Source organism: Methylophaga nitratireducenticrescens (genome assembly GCF_000260985.4).
GTDB classification, from domain to species: domain Bacteria; phylum Pseudomonadota; class Gammaproteobacteria; order Nitrosococcales; family Methylophagaceae; genus Methylophaga; species Methylophaga nitratireducenticrescens.
Genome location: NC_017857.3, coordinates 723042 through 740742, shown reverse-complemented (window position 1 = coordinate 740742; position 17701 = coordinate 723042). Strand labels below are relative to the sequence as shown.

General features: G+C 41.2%; 12 protein-coding genes. 1 reads left to right on the top strand and 11 read right to left on the bottom strand.

Features of this window, described 5'->3' with window-relative positions; translation table 11 throughout:
- Positions 1-300 precede the first annotated feature (300 nt).
- Complete coding sequence (locus tag Q7A_RS03490; RefSeq protein ID WP_169712022.1) at positions 301-1023, top strand: hypothetical protein; 723 nt, start codon at positions 301-303, stop codon at positions 1021-1023.
- On the opposite strand, the gene Q7A_RS03485 is transcribed toward Q7A_RS03490, so the two are convergent.
- The 11 genes from Q7A_RS03485 to Q7A_RS03440 all read right to left on the bottom strand — a co-directional run bounded on the left by Q7A_RS03485 (position 1020) and on the right by Q7A_RS03440 (position 17390).
- Positions 1020-6299, bottom strand: coding sequence for a site-specific integrase (locus tag Q7A_RS03485; RefSeq protein ID WP_014705951.1), 5280 nt, complete (start codon positions 6297-6299; stop codon positions 1020-1022). The genes Q7A_RS03490 and Q7A_RS03485 overlap by 4 nt on opposite strands.
- 495 nt (positions 6300-6794) lie before the next feature.
- A complete protein-coding gene (locus Q7A_RS15120; RefSeq protein ID WP_052501225.1) occupies positions 6795-7223 on the bottom strand; it encodes a DUF6527 family protein in 429 nt (142 codons plus the stop codon).
- Entirely contained in the window at positions 7210-8658 is a 1449-nt protein-coding gene (locus Q7A_RS03480) for a HesA/MoeB/ThiF family protein (protein WP_014705950.1), read from the bottom strand. Before Q7A_RS03480 ends, Q7A_RS15120 begins: the two co-directional genes overlap by 14 nt.
- Positions 8655-9059, bottom strand: a complete 405-nt coding sequence (locus Q7A_RS03475; RefSeq protein ID WP_041354319.1) for an E2/UBC family protein — start codon at positions 9057-9059, stop codon at positions 8655-8657. Before Q7A_RS03475 ends, Q7A_RS03480 begins: the two co-directional genes overlap by 4 nt.
- A gap of 2 nt (positions 9060-9061) precedes the next feature.
- A complete protein-coding gene (locus tag Q7A_RS03470; protein WP_014705949.1) occupies positions 9062-9310 on the bottom strand; it encodes a multiubiquitin domain-containing protein in 249 nt (82 codons plus the stop codon).
- Positions 9311-9622: 312 nt separating this feature from the next.
- Entirely contained in the window at positions 9623-10171 is a 549-nt protein-coding gene (locus tag Q7A_RS03465) for a MarR family transcriptional regulator (protein WP_041354316.1), read from the bottom strand.
- A gap of 22 nt (positions 10172-10193) precedes the next feature.
- Complete coding sequence (locus Q7A_RS03460; RefSeq protein WP_014705947.1) at positions 10194-11300, bottom strand: ATP-binding protein; 1107 nt, start codon at positions 11298-11300, stop codon at positions 10194-10196.
- 366 nt (positions 11301-11666) lie between these two features.
- The gene (locus Q7A_RS03455; protein ID WP_014705946.1) at positions 11667-12284 is read right to left on the bottom strand and encodes a condensin complex protein MksE; all 618 of its coding nucleotides are present in this window, start codon (positions 12282-12284) and stop codon (positions 11667-11669) included.
- The gene (locus Q7A_RS03450) at positions 12277-13683 is read right to left on the bottom strand and encodes a hypothetical protein (protein WP_014705945.1); all 1407 of its coding nucleotides are present in this window, start codon (positions 13681-13683) and stop codon (positions 12277-12279) included. The genes Q7A_RS03455 and Q7A_RS03450 overlap by 8 nt, the downstream gene beginning before the upstream one ends.
- A complete protein-coding gene (locus Q7A_RS03445) occupies positions 13676-16600 on the bottom strand; it encodes a coiled-coil domain-containing protein (protein ID WP_014705944.1) in 2925 nt (974 codons plus the stop codon). The genes Q7A_RS03450 and Q7A_RS03445 overlap by 8 nt, the downstream gene beginning before the upstream one ends.
- Complete coding sequence (locus tag Q7A_RS03440) at positions 16581-17390, bottom strand: hypothetical protein (protein WP_014705943.1); 810 nt, start codon at positions 17388-17390, stop codon at positions 16581-16583. Before Q7A_RS03440 ends, Q7A_RS03445 begins: the two co-directional genes overlap by 20 nt.
- Between the last annotated feature and the right edge of the window lie 311 nt (positions 17391-17701).

Below are 17701 nucleotides of genomic sequence, written 5' to 3'. Positions count from 1 at the left end.
TAAAGTGTAAATAGAATGAATAGTGTCTCCATAACAACCATACCCTAGCCTTCCAAAATGAAAACATCTTGCAAATAAAAGCCTAAACACCAAAAACTTCGAAGTGCTTGTTCAAAAACCAGAACGAAATCACAGTTTTGGCCTTGCGTGACTGTTTCGAGCTGCTAGATTGGGACCATATATATGGAGGAAACAATGTCCCAACAAACATGGTCGCTAGGTATCAAACTATTTGGTGAGATCACCAACAGTGTTTTGCTCTCTGAACGATTGAAAAACTGCTCCAGTGATTCTGAACGATTGTTATCAGCTATCGGCAAAACATTTAGTCGGCATCTGAACGAACTATTCAGCCATAAACTGATACCTAATACGCTGATACACACTGAGAAATACACAACTTTAGATGATTTGGTCCTCGAACTTGAGTTCGCCCAAAATAATCAGCAACAAAGCTTCGCTTTTGACGATAGCAACGAAAGTATCTCTGACTTTTTTGAAAAAGTACTTGTTGAGGCGGCAAAGGCCATTGATGAAATTCATCAAAAAAATCCGGACTTTCCAGAACTTGTCACTGTAAGCTCAAAACCTTCCCCGAATGGGATTCAAACAAAGAGTGTGTTGTGTGCAGAGTTGGTTAACAAATTGCGACGCACCAATATAAAAATGGAGTCAGTAACCTTTGTTTTACCGAGTGGAAAAATATTAGATATGCATCTCAAACGCATTCAAAATCATAGACTTCAAACCAGTGAAAAACAGCTAACTCTGACCGGACGCATGGTGGATTTTTCAGATAACGAAAAATTATTCAGACTACAAGAAAATGGTATGCGTCTCGTCCATAAAATTACGACCTCATCCCTTTCAATCGAGGCGCGAAATAACCTTCTGGATGCCTTTAAAGCTTTTAATCTCATCAGTGTCACTGTCAGACCTCGCAATAAACTGATTGGTGGCAGTGAAGAGCCAAATGATTATGAATTCATTGATTTCTCGATAGCCCAACAAAAAATTGCTTAGATCGCCGTGTCATAGTTGAAATGCAACCATACGATAAGACAAAACAGTACTCGATTGGCCGTTTGATAAGTTTTGCAATTTGCAGGAAGAGCAACCAATTTAATTAGCGCATCTTTTTTCAGCTGCTTATCAGATGCAATCTCAAACCTCAGAGGATGATTTCGTAGCTTGGCATTTAAGTCATCAGAAAGCGCGAATGCTGTCGGCAACATTAATTTGAATTTTGCATCATTTAGTGGCAGAAATGCCAGCAGTTCTATAAATGCATTCAATGATGACAGGGTCGAAAAACGCCAACTCTTACTATATTGCTTGTCAACATGCCAAGTCGCTAAGTCCTGAGTTGAGAAACCTTTAGCATCTATTGCAGCTACCTCAGTTATTATCTTATCCAACAAAACCAATTGTGTGTTCACTCTTTTTGCTTCAAGAACATTCTCTTGGAATTTACTTCCCACAAACTCATCGCTTCCGATGGCATCAGGATCTTCAAGTCGCACTTGGTAAAAATCAAACCGCGTTTTGGCCTGAATGTTCGCTGCATGGAGTAATACTTTTTCAATAACTTCAGATGAAAAATTATTTGAATGAGATGCACTGACGTTTTGCATTCTGGCATTTTGTACCAAAACTTTGTCAATCATTTGAATAGTTACTGGCTCGCTCATCTGAGTAAAGGTATAACGCCAGGCATCGCCGTCATGGGTGGCTGGTTGAAGCTGAGTCGTTAACAATGGAAAAAAATTTTTGATCGGTTCGCCGGCAAAGTAAGCCTGCATATCGTTTCTGCTTTTATAACGTTCACGACGCTTTTGCAGCGTAGACTCACTCGGCCCTAACATGTAAGCCATGATTTTAGGCGACAAATTCAGTTCAAATTGGTTATGAAGTGCTCGCCCCAAAATCTCTGGAAAATGGAAATAGCTAGACATTGTGGTGCGAATAGAGGCATGTCCCATTACATCCGCAATTGCCTGAAGTTTGATAGTTGCTTCATCATTTGATGACCACAATAATGGCAGATGCTTCGTGCCAAACCGTCCGATCAATCGGCGTGAAATCTGATTCCAAAGCGGATCTTGCAGATTGTAAGCGTATGCCACCAGACGATTGGCAAAACTATGCCTTAGATGATGAAAGCGCGAACTTTTATCGCTACTGACATATTTCAATAGTTTGTTTAAATATCCTCGAGTTTGCTGTTTATCTATCGACGTTCTGACTGATTCGCCATCAAATAATAATAGCGTCTGGTGATCCTGTTGAATCCACCTCTCCGCTTCCAAGGTCACTATCTCCCAGACCTTTTCTTCCTGCTCACTTAACTTTCCAATGAGCGGTATTTGTCTGGTTGCTGAGCGAGTTTTTAGATCGCCATGCACTGACCCTCGAATTTGTAGGATAATTTTATTTTCGTCACGCTGAACATCAACATGTCTAAGCTTTAACACTTCACCAAACCGCAATCCGAATCGGTACCCAAGCATCAGGGTCATTATGTAACGTGCTTTCAACCAAGGCGTTAAACCGACATCATTATTTATAGTCTGAATGGCCTCGTCATATTCTTTGATTGTGAGAATATTTGCATCAATTGAGGATGCAACCGAATTAAGCCCAGTGAATGCAAAAAGCCCTGACCAGCTAATGTTAGGTAACGCGAGATGTATCTGTAAAAAATGATGGAAGTCATACAATCGTCCAAGACGATACTGCCTATCACCACCGCCAAATTCTATACACTCCCAATACAGTTCCTCGAAATCATCTTCATCAAAAGACCGTATATCGCCTTCAACAAGTGTCAGTATTGGATGAAAAATTTCAGAGGCATAGCGCTGAATTGTCGGAAATGACAAGTTCTCTTTCATAAAACCATAATGACAACGAGCCACCAACCAGGCAATCAAGATTTTACCCGTTACACTCACTTCATCCCGCTCAGAGTATTTTTTTAACTGCTTTTCCAGTTTCGCTTTAAGCCCACTATTCCTTTTTTCTGTACCAACAGGCTGAGTTAGTTCAACTTGTTTAAATATGTGCTTGATGTCTCGCCAGCACTGCGTCGCAGTCAGGCATTTTGAATGGGTCTTGCTCAATGCAGGAAGCCAATCTACGGCCTCATCTTCGACAACATTTTCAATTGTGTTCTTAGGGAAATATGACTTATCTTCTAACAATGTATTTAACCGGTGCAGAGGCAAATGTCTGCCCTCGGATTTAGGTATCCAATAATTATGAAATGCACCCGGTAAATGCCAAGTATTCAAGGCCTGAGCCAATTCGGAAAGCCGTCTAAACACATTGTCCCGGGTGCACTTTAAAGCATGCTTTTTAAGGTATAGAATGAGCTGACTTTGTAGCCCTCCAATGCCCTTTAATACTTGCTCTGAGCAATAATGATTTCGAATGTAAATAATACGTGACAGGGTCAACGAGTCAGGAAGCCACCTATGTTCTTTAAATTCGATAATGCCTCCCTTCACACCAATTCGAAACATATCTGTGAATATATGTTCTGGAAGCATTTTTAGAGCTTCTGGTTTAGCCAGACCACCAAAGACAGCAGCTGTAACAACAAGCTCAGCCAGAGACTGCTCAACACTATCTGGCTTCTGCTGGACAGAAAATTCTGATAACAACGAGAGCTGGAGTTTTTTAGAGTTTTGCCGATCTTGGAAAATTTTCTGACTTATAACCGATGATTCCGCAGTTATGGTTCGAGCGGGACGAAAGTCTTCGATTGTCACTCCTCTTCGGCTTTCATTGACCAGCCAGCGTGATGCCAAGTTTGTACCACGCTGAATACTAAGGCCGGCATGATGACAATCTATCTTTATACGATCGAAGAATTGATTGACCTGCTCTTTTTGAAAGTATCTGTTGTTAGCCTTACTGAAAACATCGACTCTGGCGCTGGCCATTATTTGCTTAATATGAATCTCATTTTGTACTCTTATCAAGCGACGTTTTTCGGGCCCAAAAGCTCTTTTTGACTGACTAATAAGCAGTGATTGTTTGAATTTTTTCGGCAGTCGGATCCGATCACGATTTTGCTTGAATGGACTCAAATGTTTCCAGCCCAGAATTTTCATAGCCTGCTCAATCTCTTTGGTGAGGATCGTAAAATCAACTGCTGGCGCATGTCCGGCTCGTGGACCATGTCGATGAGACAAACCATGGATATGTCCAAGATATAGCTCAACGATGCCAGATGGCACCCCATTATCAACAAGAAGTTGGCACATCACAGAACGTCCAGCATTTGTCGGAAGCTCCGAAAATTGTTGCCAATAAGTCTGCAAACTTTTCTGAGTAACAGAAAAGTACTTCACTCCTAATTCATCAATCTCAAAAAATACTGGCAGATTTTTTGAGCTTCCTTCCTGGCAGTGCAGGATTGCCACGCCGAGCTTTTGTCTTTTTAGGGACTTATCTCTGTATAGTCGCGCACCTAATTGCCTTAAATGACGACGGTAAGTTATAAGCTGTGTCTGGACAATTTTGGGGATAACCTGATATCGATATTCATGCCTTAATGACACGACCTTATCGCTGATGAGAACCCCTTCGTAATTGATATCAAGCTCATCCCACCAGCAAAACGGATCACGAACAGGACGGTGACCAGTTGCAAACAGCATCATCGTCAGCGTGAAATACATGATAACGTTGTGTGTTTGAATAATGTTGGCAGGATAACGGTTCAATTTGCTTTTGAGTTTAGCTGTAATGCCATCAACTAGCCCTTTAACATTTTCAGGAAGCTCAGTGCTTGATCCAAAATCGAAACCGAGCAAATCTTCCGGAATATTGAGCAAGGAGTCTGTCGTCTTTTCATAGACTAGACTCAATTCATCACCCTTCAATACACGGTAATACATCAAAACTGGGGGTTCGGTTTTTAGATCACCTGCTAAAGTGGTTATGATCAGTGGATCTCTTGTTTGATAGGTCAATTCTGCTGAGAGTGCAGCGGCCAGTTTGGGTAATTTAAAACGATAACGTCCATGTCGGCGCCAGCGATTCAGCAAACTATGAACTTTGGAAACAAAACCACTTTCGTTTTGATCTGTTGAAGCGAGAAGTGAATCACTGCCAGCTAATTGCAGTGAATGCTGTTTAATCCAAGAACTCACTAAGCTAGGGAGTGGTAGATAACATAAAGAGAGAGCTAAACTCTCTTCTGAACGAAATACTCTGGGTAAATCCGGTAATGACTTTATTAACCTCCCTTGAAGATCAATAAAGCCAACGGCTCCCCATCTCGTGCTGAGAATTTGGCTAAGCTCTAATCCCAATAAGTAGACAAGAGCAATTGCAAAACCAATTACACTCTCACCAAACTGTTTCTTAAGCAGCAGTTTAAGCTGTGAAACAAACTCAGTCCTTTCCAGCTCATTTAGTGCAGTCGTATCAACTCTTGAGAAGGTTTCAGATTTTTGAACCCAACTTTTGGCCTTGCGCACAGCATAATCAAAAATAATGGGATCATGCTCAACTTCTGTATCAGATTCGAATACAGTTGTTTTAATCGGTGGCTCACCAGATTCAGCAGATGACTCATAAACCTGTTTAATATTTCCAGGAAGTTTTATTTCATTCCAAACGCCGTTTTTTTTGGAATTAATAATCGTCGTCGTAAGATCATTTTCTTTTCGAGAGGGCTTTGTTCTTTTTCTTTCAAGGCTTGAGAGGTTTTGCAGAACATAAAATAATTTATGCTGAGCTTTTTTGACGTTTTCATTTTCGATAGTTTGTAGCTTTGCCCGAATTTTGAGGTGATAGTCCTCTGAAGCATTGGTTAGGGGAGGCAGTTTTGATAACAAACGATATCTGGGATTGACTGATCTAGCAGATTGTCTGACTTCATGGGAGGCGTCATCTCTTGCTGAAGGTGAATTTTGTTCTGTGCAATAGAGTATTAATAGAATGCAGATCCCATCATATATTTCCTTGCATTCTATATCAGCAGATTGCATAACAGCTGAGGCTAGTGGCGATTTTCCATATAAGCCAAATGCCGGATTACCCTCACGAACTGAGCCTTGTCGTCCAAGCCCTCTTTGTATGAGATATTGTTGTGCAGTCTGTATCCGTTGTTTGTCTAAAAAGTCAGGTAAATTGGGTAATTTGTCAGCATGCAATTCAGCAAGACTTGCCAGCTCAAACAACCGTTCGAACAAATCGACAATAGGGGGATAACGAATCGTTACAGCAAAGTTTGATGCTATGGATTCAAATATTTCTTCACTTGAAGCAGTGTTCAGGTCCATTGCTCACCTGATTTACTAACCTTTAAATGGCTGCTTAATAAAGTACTTAACTGGAATGGAATTTGATTCAAGCTCTCTCACACCTAAATTGATAAGTGTGTGAAGGCTATCGAAGGGAGGTGGAATAGAGAAGCAATAACCGGATATTGGTAGAAGCTGGTTATAAAAAAAGCCATAAGTCTGGCTGTAGGGTTTTACGTCTAAAATGAAAAGCTCCGCCCTTGCGGACAGCTTATGATCATATCGGTAGATCGAGATGAGTCATTTGTAATTAACTCGACACCTTTCAGTTGGTTAATCTGGCATCAAAACAAAAGTCGATGTAATAGAGTTTTAACTTCCATGTTGATTACCGTGGTAGAACCCATTCATACCCTAGATTATAAATAGTCGTTTGTTTATTCGGTCAATTTGAAGATGATGATGCAAGATCCAAGCTGCATTAGCAGGGTTGTCATCTGAGTAATAACAGAAGGGTTTCTACCCGGATAGCTTTTACGAAAGCCTTCGAGAGTCAGGATGGATTCCTGTATCGGCACACCAAAATATTCGTCCGTCTTTAATCCAAAAATGGCTTAAACATCCTTTGTCTCTCCATACAGAAGGATGGAGTGTCGGACGGCTTGAAGTAGTCTTTGTCAGTCTCCAAAAAGGATTATGAACGGGTTGTAGGGACAAGGTTACTACGCTTCCACAACCACAGGGACAACTGAAGAGCGACCATTTCATTCTTCCAGAAGAGACAACACAATATAAATTGCCTGCCTCTACATTCTCGTTATTTGGTGGTTTCTCGACAACATTGACTGCACGGAAATGGACAGGCGGCAAGGACTTTTCAGACGGGATTACCCCATCTGTGTGTTTTTGGCCTTCCCTGAAAAAACCGGCAATCCAATCAATTATTTTTTTAAACATATTCATCACGCTTTCCTAGCAAAGGACGTCTTAACCGGTATTGCTCTTTCATCAATAGAAAATCGTGCTGCTCACAATAGGGACATTCATTGTCCCGTTTTGTCTGATGACTATTGAGTTCCATTTTTACAAAGTCCACATGAAACATATCCCTTCGTAATTCAAGGGGATAGCGCCTGAAAGGTTTGATCAGATCAAATAAAGTGGCAAGTGCAAAATCTGCCGTAGCACTGGTAAAGGGGCCAATACCGGGAGCCTCTTCACCGCCATCTTCAAGGTATCTTTCCTTTAGCTCTTTTTTTGTTATATCGGGATTTTCTCGCCGCGCAAGCTGAGTTTGAACCCATACATCACGAATGACACCCTGACAAAACAAGCATTGTCCAAACTCAGGCATAATCGTACTGATACGCCCAAAGTGGTAGCGGAGAACAGGCTGTCCAGTTTCATCATCAAGGATGCGGCCCCCTAGGCCAAGATCGATAAAAGTCTGGGCATAAGCGTAGAGAGCGATATTCATCACTTCTCTTCCGACAAAATCATCAGTGCAGCCAAATACCACGTCACAACTGGCCAGTGCATCCAGTGCCAAGGGATCTTCATCAATCTTAGCGTCACAGGCTGCAACTTTGGCCTCCAATCCGATGCTGTCAATATACTCTTTTAACTTGAGGGCTTTCTTATCTCCAACATCTTTTACACCTAGTCCTCTGACACGGTTTAGATTACTTCGATCCAGTTCATCATCGTCAATCAATACCAGTTCACCTATACCGGCCCGAGCCCCCAAAGTAGCAAGAGGACTACCTGTCCCTCCAGTTCCGACAATACCGACACGAAGCGACTTGATTTTGTCTACAAAGGGCTTGCCAAAAGCAGCAGCGCCCCGCGCATGGACTTCAGAGTGCTCGTCACTACTGTCCTGATAGCCGAATATCTGCAATGGCGGAGAAGTTACAAGCGTATGCCTAACCGGTATAGCAGTTTCCTGTTCTGTGCCTGTCCGAATACGGGCTTCCCATCCACCATTCACCCACAACATCGAAACGAAGGTGATATTCTCACCATTGCGATTTTTTAGCGCCGTTAAAAGCGTAAGTTCATTCTCATCATCCTTAGTGGAAAATGTGGTTTTCCCTTGGGGATGATTATGTACGAAACCAAACACAAGACTTTCTTCTTCACAACGTCTGAAAACTTCTCTTAAAGGGGCGAGTTTGAAGTCAAAATGAATTGGGGAACTGCTGTTTATCCATGTAGCATCAAAATAGATGACTTCTTTAGCAAGATAGCGGTCAGAGTCGGTCAACCCCTCAACGCTAATATGCAACCTACGAAACAAAACAATAGCCCCTCTTTCATGGTTATCAGGGTGCGCTTCAAGATACTCTACGAGCGCTTCGTGCTGCGTTCCAAGCAATGTCAATCTAGGCCTATTCATTGGGCATTAGGTCTCCTTAACGCCCAATCTATTCTTCGCAATATAGTAACGATATTATCCTTACCTGGTCGCCAGACAGAGGAACCTTGATTCCAGTGTCTCGACCACCGGCAAAACTCTTTTCCCTGGAAAATCCGGTTGTCCCCGCCGCCAGGCTCATTCGTTTGTGGAATAGCTTTTCCATCTGCCCTTACCAACCGGGGATTTGTCCAGAACATATCGTTTCCGGCTTGAGGATAATTGCTTGGAATAACAATGAGAACATCGCAGCAATCCTGCTTATACACGCTATCAGATAACTTATAGCCCTGTATCACAAAAAACCGCTGTGCCTCCTCTTCGACAAACAAAACACCCCGTTCCTTTAACGCATCGTAATCTTCATCAAGGAACAAGGGCATGATTATGCCCCCGCCTGTGAGCCGACAGATTGTGTCGAAAACCGATCCGGTCCCGGATGTTGGGTCAAGTTGACAACTGTATCATTCTCTACCGGAAAATCAGGATTTCCGGGCTCTTTCCAGTATATTTCAACATCATCAGGCAGCGAACCCAGTTCCCTGAGTTCCGATCCAGTGATGGTATCTTTGTCCCAGTCATACCTTTCATTATCAATAAACAATTCTGGACGATTTGATTTTTCGTTACTCATTACAGACTCCTTATCTCTCTTTGCGAACGCCCTTAAACGGCGTTTTTGATGATGTCTTTACGTCCATGAAACGCCCCGTATCCGCGTTCCGCTTCACGTAATGCCCTGACGGGGTCTTTGTCTGCGAGCGGCCTTTCACCGCCCCGTTACGATGCCCGTCACCCTTCGGTGGATTTGTAGCCATAACCAACCTCCTGACTATTTCTGTTAAATCTAACCTGTTTTAACAGATTTTTTAAAAAAATGGCTATACGCCATTACGATATAGAATATGGCTTATTTCTGGTTAAATCAAGGGGTTTTATCAGATTTTTATTTGATCGCTCGATATACGAATTCAAGTCCACCGGACTCTGCTACAGTCTTACGGCCTAGAATAAGGCCCGTGGCGAATAGCTTCTTCAATTTGGCACTGGCGTTTTGGGCAGAAACGCCAAACTTCTGGACCACTTTTGCGGTTGAGACTTCCCCCTCTTTCATTATGAAGTTAAGGAGTTCTTCGGCGCCTCCTATAGGTTTCGGCCCTATGACTTTATACCCATTATCTTCTTTCAGAATAAGCGGTTGCTCTTTGGCAATAGCCGCATAATGCCAATTATCCAGCAAGTCTTTGGAGAACTGGCCCGTAAGATAGAACCCCTTTTCGCCTTTGTACATCTTGGCAAGAGAGATGACACTCTCCCTGGGGAAAGAGGCATCGGTGGCAATGATCCCCTCCAATGACACTTCGTAAATATCTGCTGAATGCTCGTCGATGTAGTCCGACAGCTTTAATAAGACTTCTCGGCCCTGCTTATTGCCAAAGGGATGGTCATTATCAGTAAAATCGAGAAGGCGCATAAGAATCTTAATCTGTTTCATCTTGTTAATTTAATCAGAATACTCAACGTGTTGCAAGGATGAAGTCAAAACAAATATGACATCCCAACATCTTTGGAAGATCAAGCTCATAGGAGGTCGAGGCTAATCTTCCTACTTTATACGATAGTTTGAGCTCAAAAGTATCTTCCCTCACAGAGATGGTGGCATTGTAGGATGCTGCTACATCTCCGCTCCGTTTCAGGCCAAGCCCATGACCATCATCTTCGACTCGTGAGATTTGCCCTTTTTCTATAACCTCTTTGATCAAGAGCGGTTTTGAGGAAGGATCGCTAAAATCGAATTTCCTGTAAATGTCAGGATATTTTTTCTCCAGGATTGGCATCAAAGTGCCTGTTATGCCCCTACCACTATCGGAGACAATAGTTTGAATATGGGGGGCAACCGGATTACGACCGTCATGCCCTTTGTAACGCTGTAGAGCGATATATCCGGGTATTGGCGAGTCGGAGTGGTCCCTAACATTACCGAACAACTCTGAAAGAACTGTAAAAGCAGGTTGTGAGTATTCCACACCTGCATAATGAACAAAGCTTTCTTTTAGTCTTTTTGGAATATTTTCATCAAGATCGTGGGGATCAATTTCACCAAACTCATAAACAGATTCACTATTCCCGTGATAAATTGAGGCCCGTGACGTGCGTGGTTTGTCAGGCTTAACACTAATCATCGGGTTTAGAAGATCAAAAAATCCCATACGGTCAAAATATGTGAGCGTGCTACTACAGTCACTAAAGTCGATTATTACATCTTTACCGGCTAAAGCAGCCTGGTTGGAAATAGCGAGCAAACGGGCCGCCGCCTCTAACAATATCCTGCAACCTTCGGGCAAAATAAAATGGACTGACTTACAGCCAGGTTCTAACGGTGATCCCACCCTTTTGATTGCATTATCAAAAGAAAGACCATTAACCCAGGTATCGCCATTAAGCTTGATTTGTAACTCAGCACCAGCAACATACCAACAGTGATCTTCGTCTTTTACGAATTCCCCTTTCTGTTTGCTTAGGTACGAATTGACAACTTTTTTGTCTACTCCTAATTTCTTAGCGATTTGCCTGCCACGCAATCCTGGAGTTTCCGTTAAAATTCTTTCAATATCTTCTTGCATTATTTACTAGAAGTCCCTGGTATACATTATCAAGTATTTGATTCAAGCCAATGTGGATAACGATCGTTATAAAATGTCCTTTTTGGCTCATGTAATAAGGATTTTCACTACTTTTTTATTGCTATACTCAAATGTGTTTTGCTCTAACCCTGTTATTCTGGCTTGCAGCTCAATGTTCGCACTTCCCAATTTAGCAAGCTCTGTTCGTAATCTAAAGTTTTCATGTTTAAGTTCCGCAATCTGCTGCAAAGCATCTGCTTGACTAATCAGCAACTCACTTTTTAGTAACTTTGAATCGCCACTAATTTACTAGATACCTTCAGCCATTTAATGGACAGCCCCCAGTATCGTTGACAAATTCCAGCTTCAAATAGACACCTTCTCAAAATCTTCATGTATTTCAACTTGTTGGTTGTAATTGGTAACAAGTCTACTCAAAAAGCTCAATGCAGCGGGATTAAGGATATATCGCTGCTCTCCCAACCGATGAGCAAAACTTCGTTCGAGCAGAAAATCCATCACTTTTATCCAATCAGAGGGCAATCTTGAAGCCTGCAAAATATCTATATATTCCTCTGTATCAGACAAGATACGAAAGTCTGTTTCATCCAATCCCATGTCTGGTCGAATGAGTCCTTCCAGATCTCGTCCCGAACGGGAGTAAAATCTGCCAATTATTAATAGTGCAACTTGGACTCTAAAAGCATTTTCATCAGCCTCTTCTGTCTCACCTTCGTCATAATCTCTGACGTAGAAAAAATCACCATCGGGATCAAATACGAGTTCAAATCCGATATGTTGATAGAGTTTTTTGAAATGTCCAAGATGATTAAAAATAACCGTAAATAACGGGCTTTGTTTTATTTCCGCCTTGAGGTCATCATAGAAATATTTAGAGATTATTTTGCCTGCCGTAAGTGCTTTGTATATCTGTTGACTATCTGATGCTCTCACAGCGTCAAATTCTGTCTGTAACTCATTCATGTTGGATTGTCCTACTCAACATTCTGACACGATAGTAAAAGGCTTTATCATCAAGTTGAAGGTATCGCCTGCGATTAGTTGTATTGATAATTAATTCACTATCTTTTCCCTGAAAGCGTTGGCTGATTCTGATCAGAGATGAAAGCAAGTCATGAATTTCATACTCGCCAAACCCGCTGATTAATCTTTGATGCATCGCTGCCAATAGATCTTGTGTTGGACGAAATCGCATACCATCAATAAATTGAAATAATAGCTTAGCCCTCCTCATCCGCTCATCCGCATTTCCTTCTCTCTGGTAGAGCCCCGATTCTGGCAAAATACTTTTTAATCTGGTCATATCATCTAAACGAAGTTCAATTTCACTGAAGAAATTATCTAGATAGGATTTCGAGTCGCTAAAGCGGTATGTCTGTGGCCGGGGTCTTCTCTTCAGTCCAACGACATAACCTGACTCTTGAGCATAGGACTTGGCGATAAACTTTTTTCGCATATTACTGGTTGTCGTTTCTTCATATTTAGACAGTAATAATTGATAAGAACTTTCCATTGCATTTGATTCCAATATGCCTTGGCGAGTCTTTCTCAAAAAACGCTCGACTTCAGCCGAGATACGGCTCATTGGTTTATATACACTAGTAAAACTCATTGAAAACAAAAAAATCTGATCCGCAATGTTGGGATGATTTCGTCGCTCAAAAAGAGATTGGACTTCGTGCAAAACTTTGAAAAGGTTTGGTCCATCACTTAACCTGGCTTTATCATTTAAGAATGCGAGCACGGGTTTAATATGACGTTCATATACTTGACTGATGTTATTGAACATCTCCTGCCTAAAACGGGCAAAATGTTGTTCGTTGTAACTGGCCTTGGCCGAAATTTTCTCCAATTGTTGATTGAGACTTTCTATGGAAGAAACGTTTTTTCTGAGTACCCCTAGCAGGTCACTAAGTTGTTTGAGCAGATCATCACGTTGCTCAGTGTAGTCAGGATCCAAGTCACTAAAGCTTGCCGACTCAAGTCGGATACACACTGCTCTTAGGCTATCCAGATGACTCTTTAACCTTGAGTCGGTTAATTCCTGATGAAGTGATGCTTCACATAACCGAAAGAGGTTGAGAACTTCATCTTGAAACACCAGAAGCCGCTCTCCATCATGTTTCGCAATATCGGCAATAACTTGATTTCGTAACAGGTTATTCGTCTTAAATGCCACCTGAACGCGTTTACGATCCTCATCAGACAGATTCGTCATGTAGTCTCTAATGCGCCTTATAAAGTCTGTCTCTCTAATAAAGCGACTATTCAGATCATCCATTGTTTGAATGGAGTCAAACATTATGTCTGGGTGAGCCAACATCACCCTAAGTGTTTCAATGGTATTAAAACGTTTAGTCATCTTCTAGCCAGTCTGTCTGCTCAGCTAGTTCCAACCCTGTGAGATAAGAAGCTTCCGCATGTTCAAAACCTTCCTCGCTGTTCCAACATACGATATCGCGGCCTTGGTGGTATGGACGACCAGTCCTGGTACTACCAATTTCAATAAATCGCCCAACTTTATGAATAAGCTCACTGCTCGCACTATATGTAGAAGCAGAAAAAAGGCTGAATCCGTTATCTTCAAGGTGTGGTAATAACCAATCGAACTGATCCAAATTCACATTAGCTATCTCGTCATAAACCAATGGCATCTGCACACGCATCCCATTCACGGTCATTCTATCGAGCAATACCTGAACCAATTGAAAATTGATGAGCTCGGTGGTTGAGGTAGACTGCTCTTTGGCTTGCATGGAAGATTCATTGCGTTTTTGTGTTTTGTAACTCAAAGCTGTGAGAATTTTATCCATCGTGAGGCGTGACTCTTCATCACGAAAAAATTCATCAACAAACACACGTAGCCTGTCGTAAAACTGCTCCGATGGTAATTGTTCACCATGAATATTAAGCTTTACTATTTCTCCAATCAGATTTCTGAATTTGGGATGCACTGAAATGTTGACTTCAACTTTTTCAAGATCATTTATTTGAACGCTCGCAAAGCTGCGATTTAAACTGTTTTCAAAGCGGGCTATATAATCCGAGGTGTCCCGAAGGATTTTGGTATAACTTGCAACAGACTCATTATGCTCATGGATCCGAGCTCTCAGGAAAGCTTCCTGCTCGGGCAGCTCATCGAAAACGCGGGAGAGCTCTTGTACAGCCCTCATGATAATACCGTCATCCGGAGTTTCTAAAATCTCTCTAAAGCTAAAGAGCCTCTCATGATGCATATCCTTTAAAGTCGATAGAACTTCTACTTTTAATTTATCAAATAATTGTAGTTGCTCCTCAAAGACATTCACCAAGTCTATGCTTATCTCTATCAGTTCATTAGGTAGCGCCTCCCCCTCAAGTAGTCGTGGGTAGCGATTTGCTAATGTCTTCAATCTGCCCTTGATTAGAATCAGATTACTACTTTTTGATTTGATTTTTTCGCTGTCTTGTTTGGCATCATTCAGTTTGGAGAGAGCATTATTAAATTCCGTGTTCGCTTTTTCCAGATCTTGCTCAGTCTCTTGTAAAAGCTTTGTGTTTTGCTCAACTCGTTTAGAAACATCGGACATTTGTTTGCGATGAAAGCCAATGTGTTGAACAACTTCGAGATCGGCAATGGTTTTCTCAAGCTGTTTTTGAAGATCTTGAAGCTGCTTTTTCTTAAGCAGAGGATTTTGGTCGTTTTCGACCGTTATAGACTTAAGTGACTTTTCATACGAAACAATTTCTGCTTTTAGTTCTGAAATATCTCTTTGCTCGTCTATATCAACAGCAGCATTTTGCTTTTGGAAATTTCTATCGAAAAATTGATAAGTCTCATTACTTTCAGTGAATAACGAGGAGAACTGGGTAAGTTTGTCAATTTCATCCGTCGTTAAAGCTCTATTAGGATTAGCTAGAATCAATCCTTTATTCACTGCAGCTAATACACTTTGAACCTGAGAATTAATCTGCTCAGAGATGCGAAAAGCACCATTTTCCTTTGAAAGTATCAATCTTTCGTACTGGGCTCGCTTTTCGCTAAGTTTTTTTTCTAAGTGTTGTCGTCGTTGTATATTTTTTTCTGAATTAAGTAGCGCCTCAATATCTTCTGTTTTGTCCTGCTTGTCAGCAATCAAATTATCCAAAATATCTGAATCAGAAATATCATCCGGAAATTCTAGTCGGATCTGCTCATATGTTTTAAGCGCTCTAGTGCTATCTATTTGCAATGCTTTGTCTGCACGCAGAAGCTCTTTTAATCCTGTTCGCTTATCAGCTAATTCTTGCCTGTAAATATCTGCTGACAGTTTAGTTTGTTTGCAACTTTCGTAAACTTTATCATTTGACTGTCTTTCGCTCGCCAGCCTGCTTTCCGCCTCACTTACAGCCTTTTCAAAAGATTGGTATCTCGCTTCGAGATCTTGCAGCTGCATATAGCGGCTATAACTTGCTTTGAGCGATTGAAAGGCTGGCTGGGCATTCTTGATACGAGTAAGTCTAGCCTCTTCTTTTTTCAGTTCATCATGCTTAGTAAAAAAAGCATCGATATTAAAGTCCAGTACATCTTCATCACGCTTCTTACCGGCTTCCATGATATTAGCAATTGCAGTAGTGACTGTTTTGTTGCCGGCATTCATTTCAAAAAGGAGTAAAACAAGCGCCCTTAACGATTCAATACTGGCATCATCAGGTTTAAGCAATGGAAACAATGCATATCTAATGGCTTCTGGATCCAAAAAATCTCCAGTGCCATATATGAGTTTCTTTATTTTAGAAGGATCACTTGCGATTTGCGTATGGGATGACATTTTCTTCAATGTTGCTGTGAGGCTATTTACTGATAAATCGTCTACTGCTCGGCCAATACCCTGATCATCATTGCCAAGCTCCCAGAAAAGGTGGCGAATACGATTAAATTCGAAAGGTGTAAAGATCCGACCATAGCCGAGATTGTTACTTCGGTGGAGAATTTGGCAATGGGTGCCAACGTAGTTTTGCACTTCAATAATTAAGAAACTTCTACTACTCGGAAAATAATGTTGATATGCCTCATCATTCGAGTAATAGGCATCTTTTTTAGGCACTCTGAAACCAAACTTGAGCTGACTTTTGTGAAAATTATTTTCTGGAAGTAAAAACAGCCGGATGGCATTGAGGATGCTCGATTTACCAACGTTACCTTTGCCTAATAATATGGCATGGTGGTCAATTGGTATTTCAACAAAACCAAGCCCTGCCGAATCGACAAGAATAATTTTTCTATAAATGATTGTATCTTCAGTCCGTTGTTGATTCATCTTCATATTCCATTAAAAGAGATTCTTGCTCCATGAAGCGTCGCGTTGACATAAATGTATCTGCCAACTGATCAAATTTCATTTTATGAGCCAAAACAACAGCCTTATTGAGTTGCTTTATATCTTTTGGTTTCATCCTAAATAAAGAGGACAAGGCTTCAAAAGCTTCCGGCATAAAAAACTTCACTTTATTGCCGAGCTTTGTATTCAGAGATTGATACATTTCTAATCCCTTTGCATCATAGTCAAAAGCACACAAAATAGACTCATATTGCGTTAGCCATGATACCAGCAAAGGTGACGAACACCGATTGCCACTTCCGAGACAGATATCGGTATTTTCAATACTGTAGTTATAGTCAGACATTTTATTGAAGACCGTTAGCATGTCCCTCCACCTGAAAAAATTTTCTTCATTTTCAATCAAGATGAGATTGGTTTTTGGAGAGTGTGGCTGAATAAAAGCCTCTGATTCAAAATAGACTACCTCTGGACGGCTGTCTTTTATGCCTTCGTGATATATCAGTACATATCCATAAGAAACAGCTACTTTGTGTGAATCCCCTTTTACGGCTGCGGCAATCCGGTTGGAGGGGATTTCTGCTATTGTTTTGAGCTCATTTATTACAGATTCATCGCACTGAACAATCCACCGCTGTGGTGACACCAGCTCAAAAGAAAAATAAGCCCTGTAGTTATTTTGCAGAGAACTTGGCAGAAGAGATAGTAGCCTTGAAAAATTGATTGGCTCACCTGCTTCTATTTTTTTCAGATATCCATTAATGTTCAACTGATATATTCCATTTAACTATAAACTCAGTATAACAATATTGTAACTCCTTGCATTTTCAGCCCTTATCTCTGAATTAGCAGTTTCAACAGTTGCGAAGCTCTATTAAACAACACCCGAACCACACATCGGAATCAACTAACCGCGGACTCATTACCTCCAACAATTCCGAAGCCGTTCTAGGTCCACATTGATCTTCTAACAATGTTGCTAGTTCTATGATTTTTATTTGAAAGGGTTAACGTCGATTCTTAAGTGATTGTTAACCAGAAAACATTGTTCTAAGTTACAAGCTTTGTTAACACCTGTAT

Coding starts and splice junctions, on each gene's coding strand:
- Q7A_RS03470 (WP_014705949.1), bottom strand. CDS start 9,310: ATGAGTAACGAAAAATCAAATCGTCCAGAATTGTTTATTGATAATGAA.
- Q7A_RS03475 (WP_041354319.1), bottom strand. CDS start 9,059: ATGCCCTTGTTCCTTGATGAAGATTACGATGCGTTAAAGGAACGGGGT.
- Q7A_RS03460 (WP_014705947.1), bottom strand. CDS start 11,300: ATGCAAGAAGATATTGAAAGAATTTTAACGGAAACTCCAGGATTGCGT.
- Q7A_RS03485 (WP_014705951.1), bottom strand. CDS start 6,299: ATGGACCTGAACACTGCTTCAAGTGAAGAAATATTTGAATCCATAGCA.
- Q7A_RS03455 (WP_014705946.1), bottom strand. CDS start 12,284: ATGAATGAGTTACAGACAGAATTTGACGCTGTGAGAGCATCAGATAGT.
- Q7A_RS15120 (WP_052501225.1), bottom strand. CDS start 7,223: ATGAATATGTTTAAAAAAATAATTGATTGGATTGCCGGTTTTTTCAGG.
- Q7A_RS03450 (WP_014705945.1), bottom strand. CDS start 13,683: ATGACTAAACGTTTTAATACCATTGAAACACTTAGGGTGATGTTGGCT.
- Q7A_RS03465 (WP_041354316.1), bottom strand. CDS start 10,171: ATGAAACAGATTAAGATTCTTATGCGCCTTCTCGATTTTACTGATAAT.
- Q7A_RS03445 (WP_014705944.1), bottom strand. CDS start 16,600: ATGAATCAACAACGGACTGAAGATACAATCATTTATAGAAAAATTATT.
- Q7A_RS03480 (WP_014705950.1), bottom strand. CDS start 8,658: ATGAATAGGCCTAGATTGACATTGCTTGGAACGCAGCACGAAGCGCTC.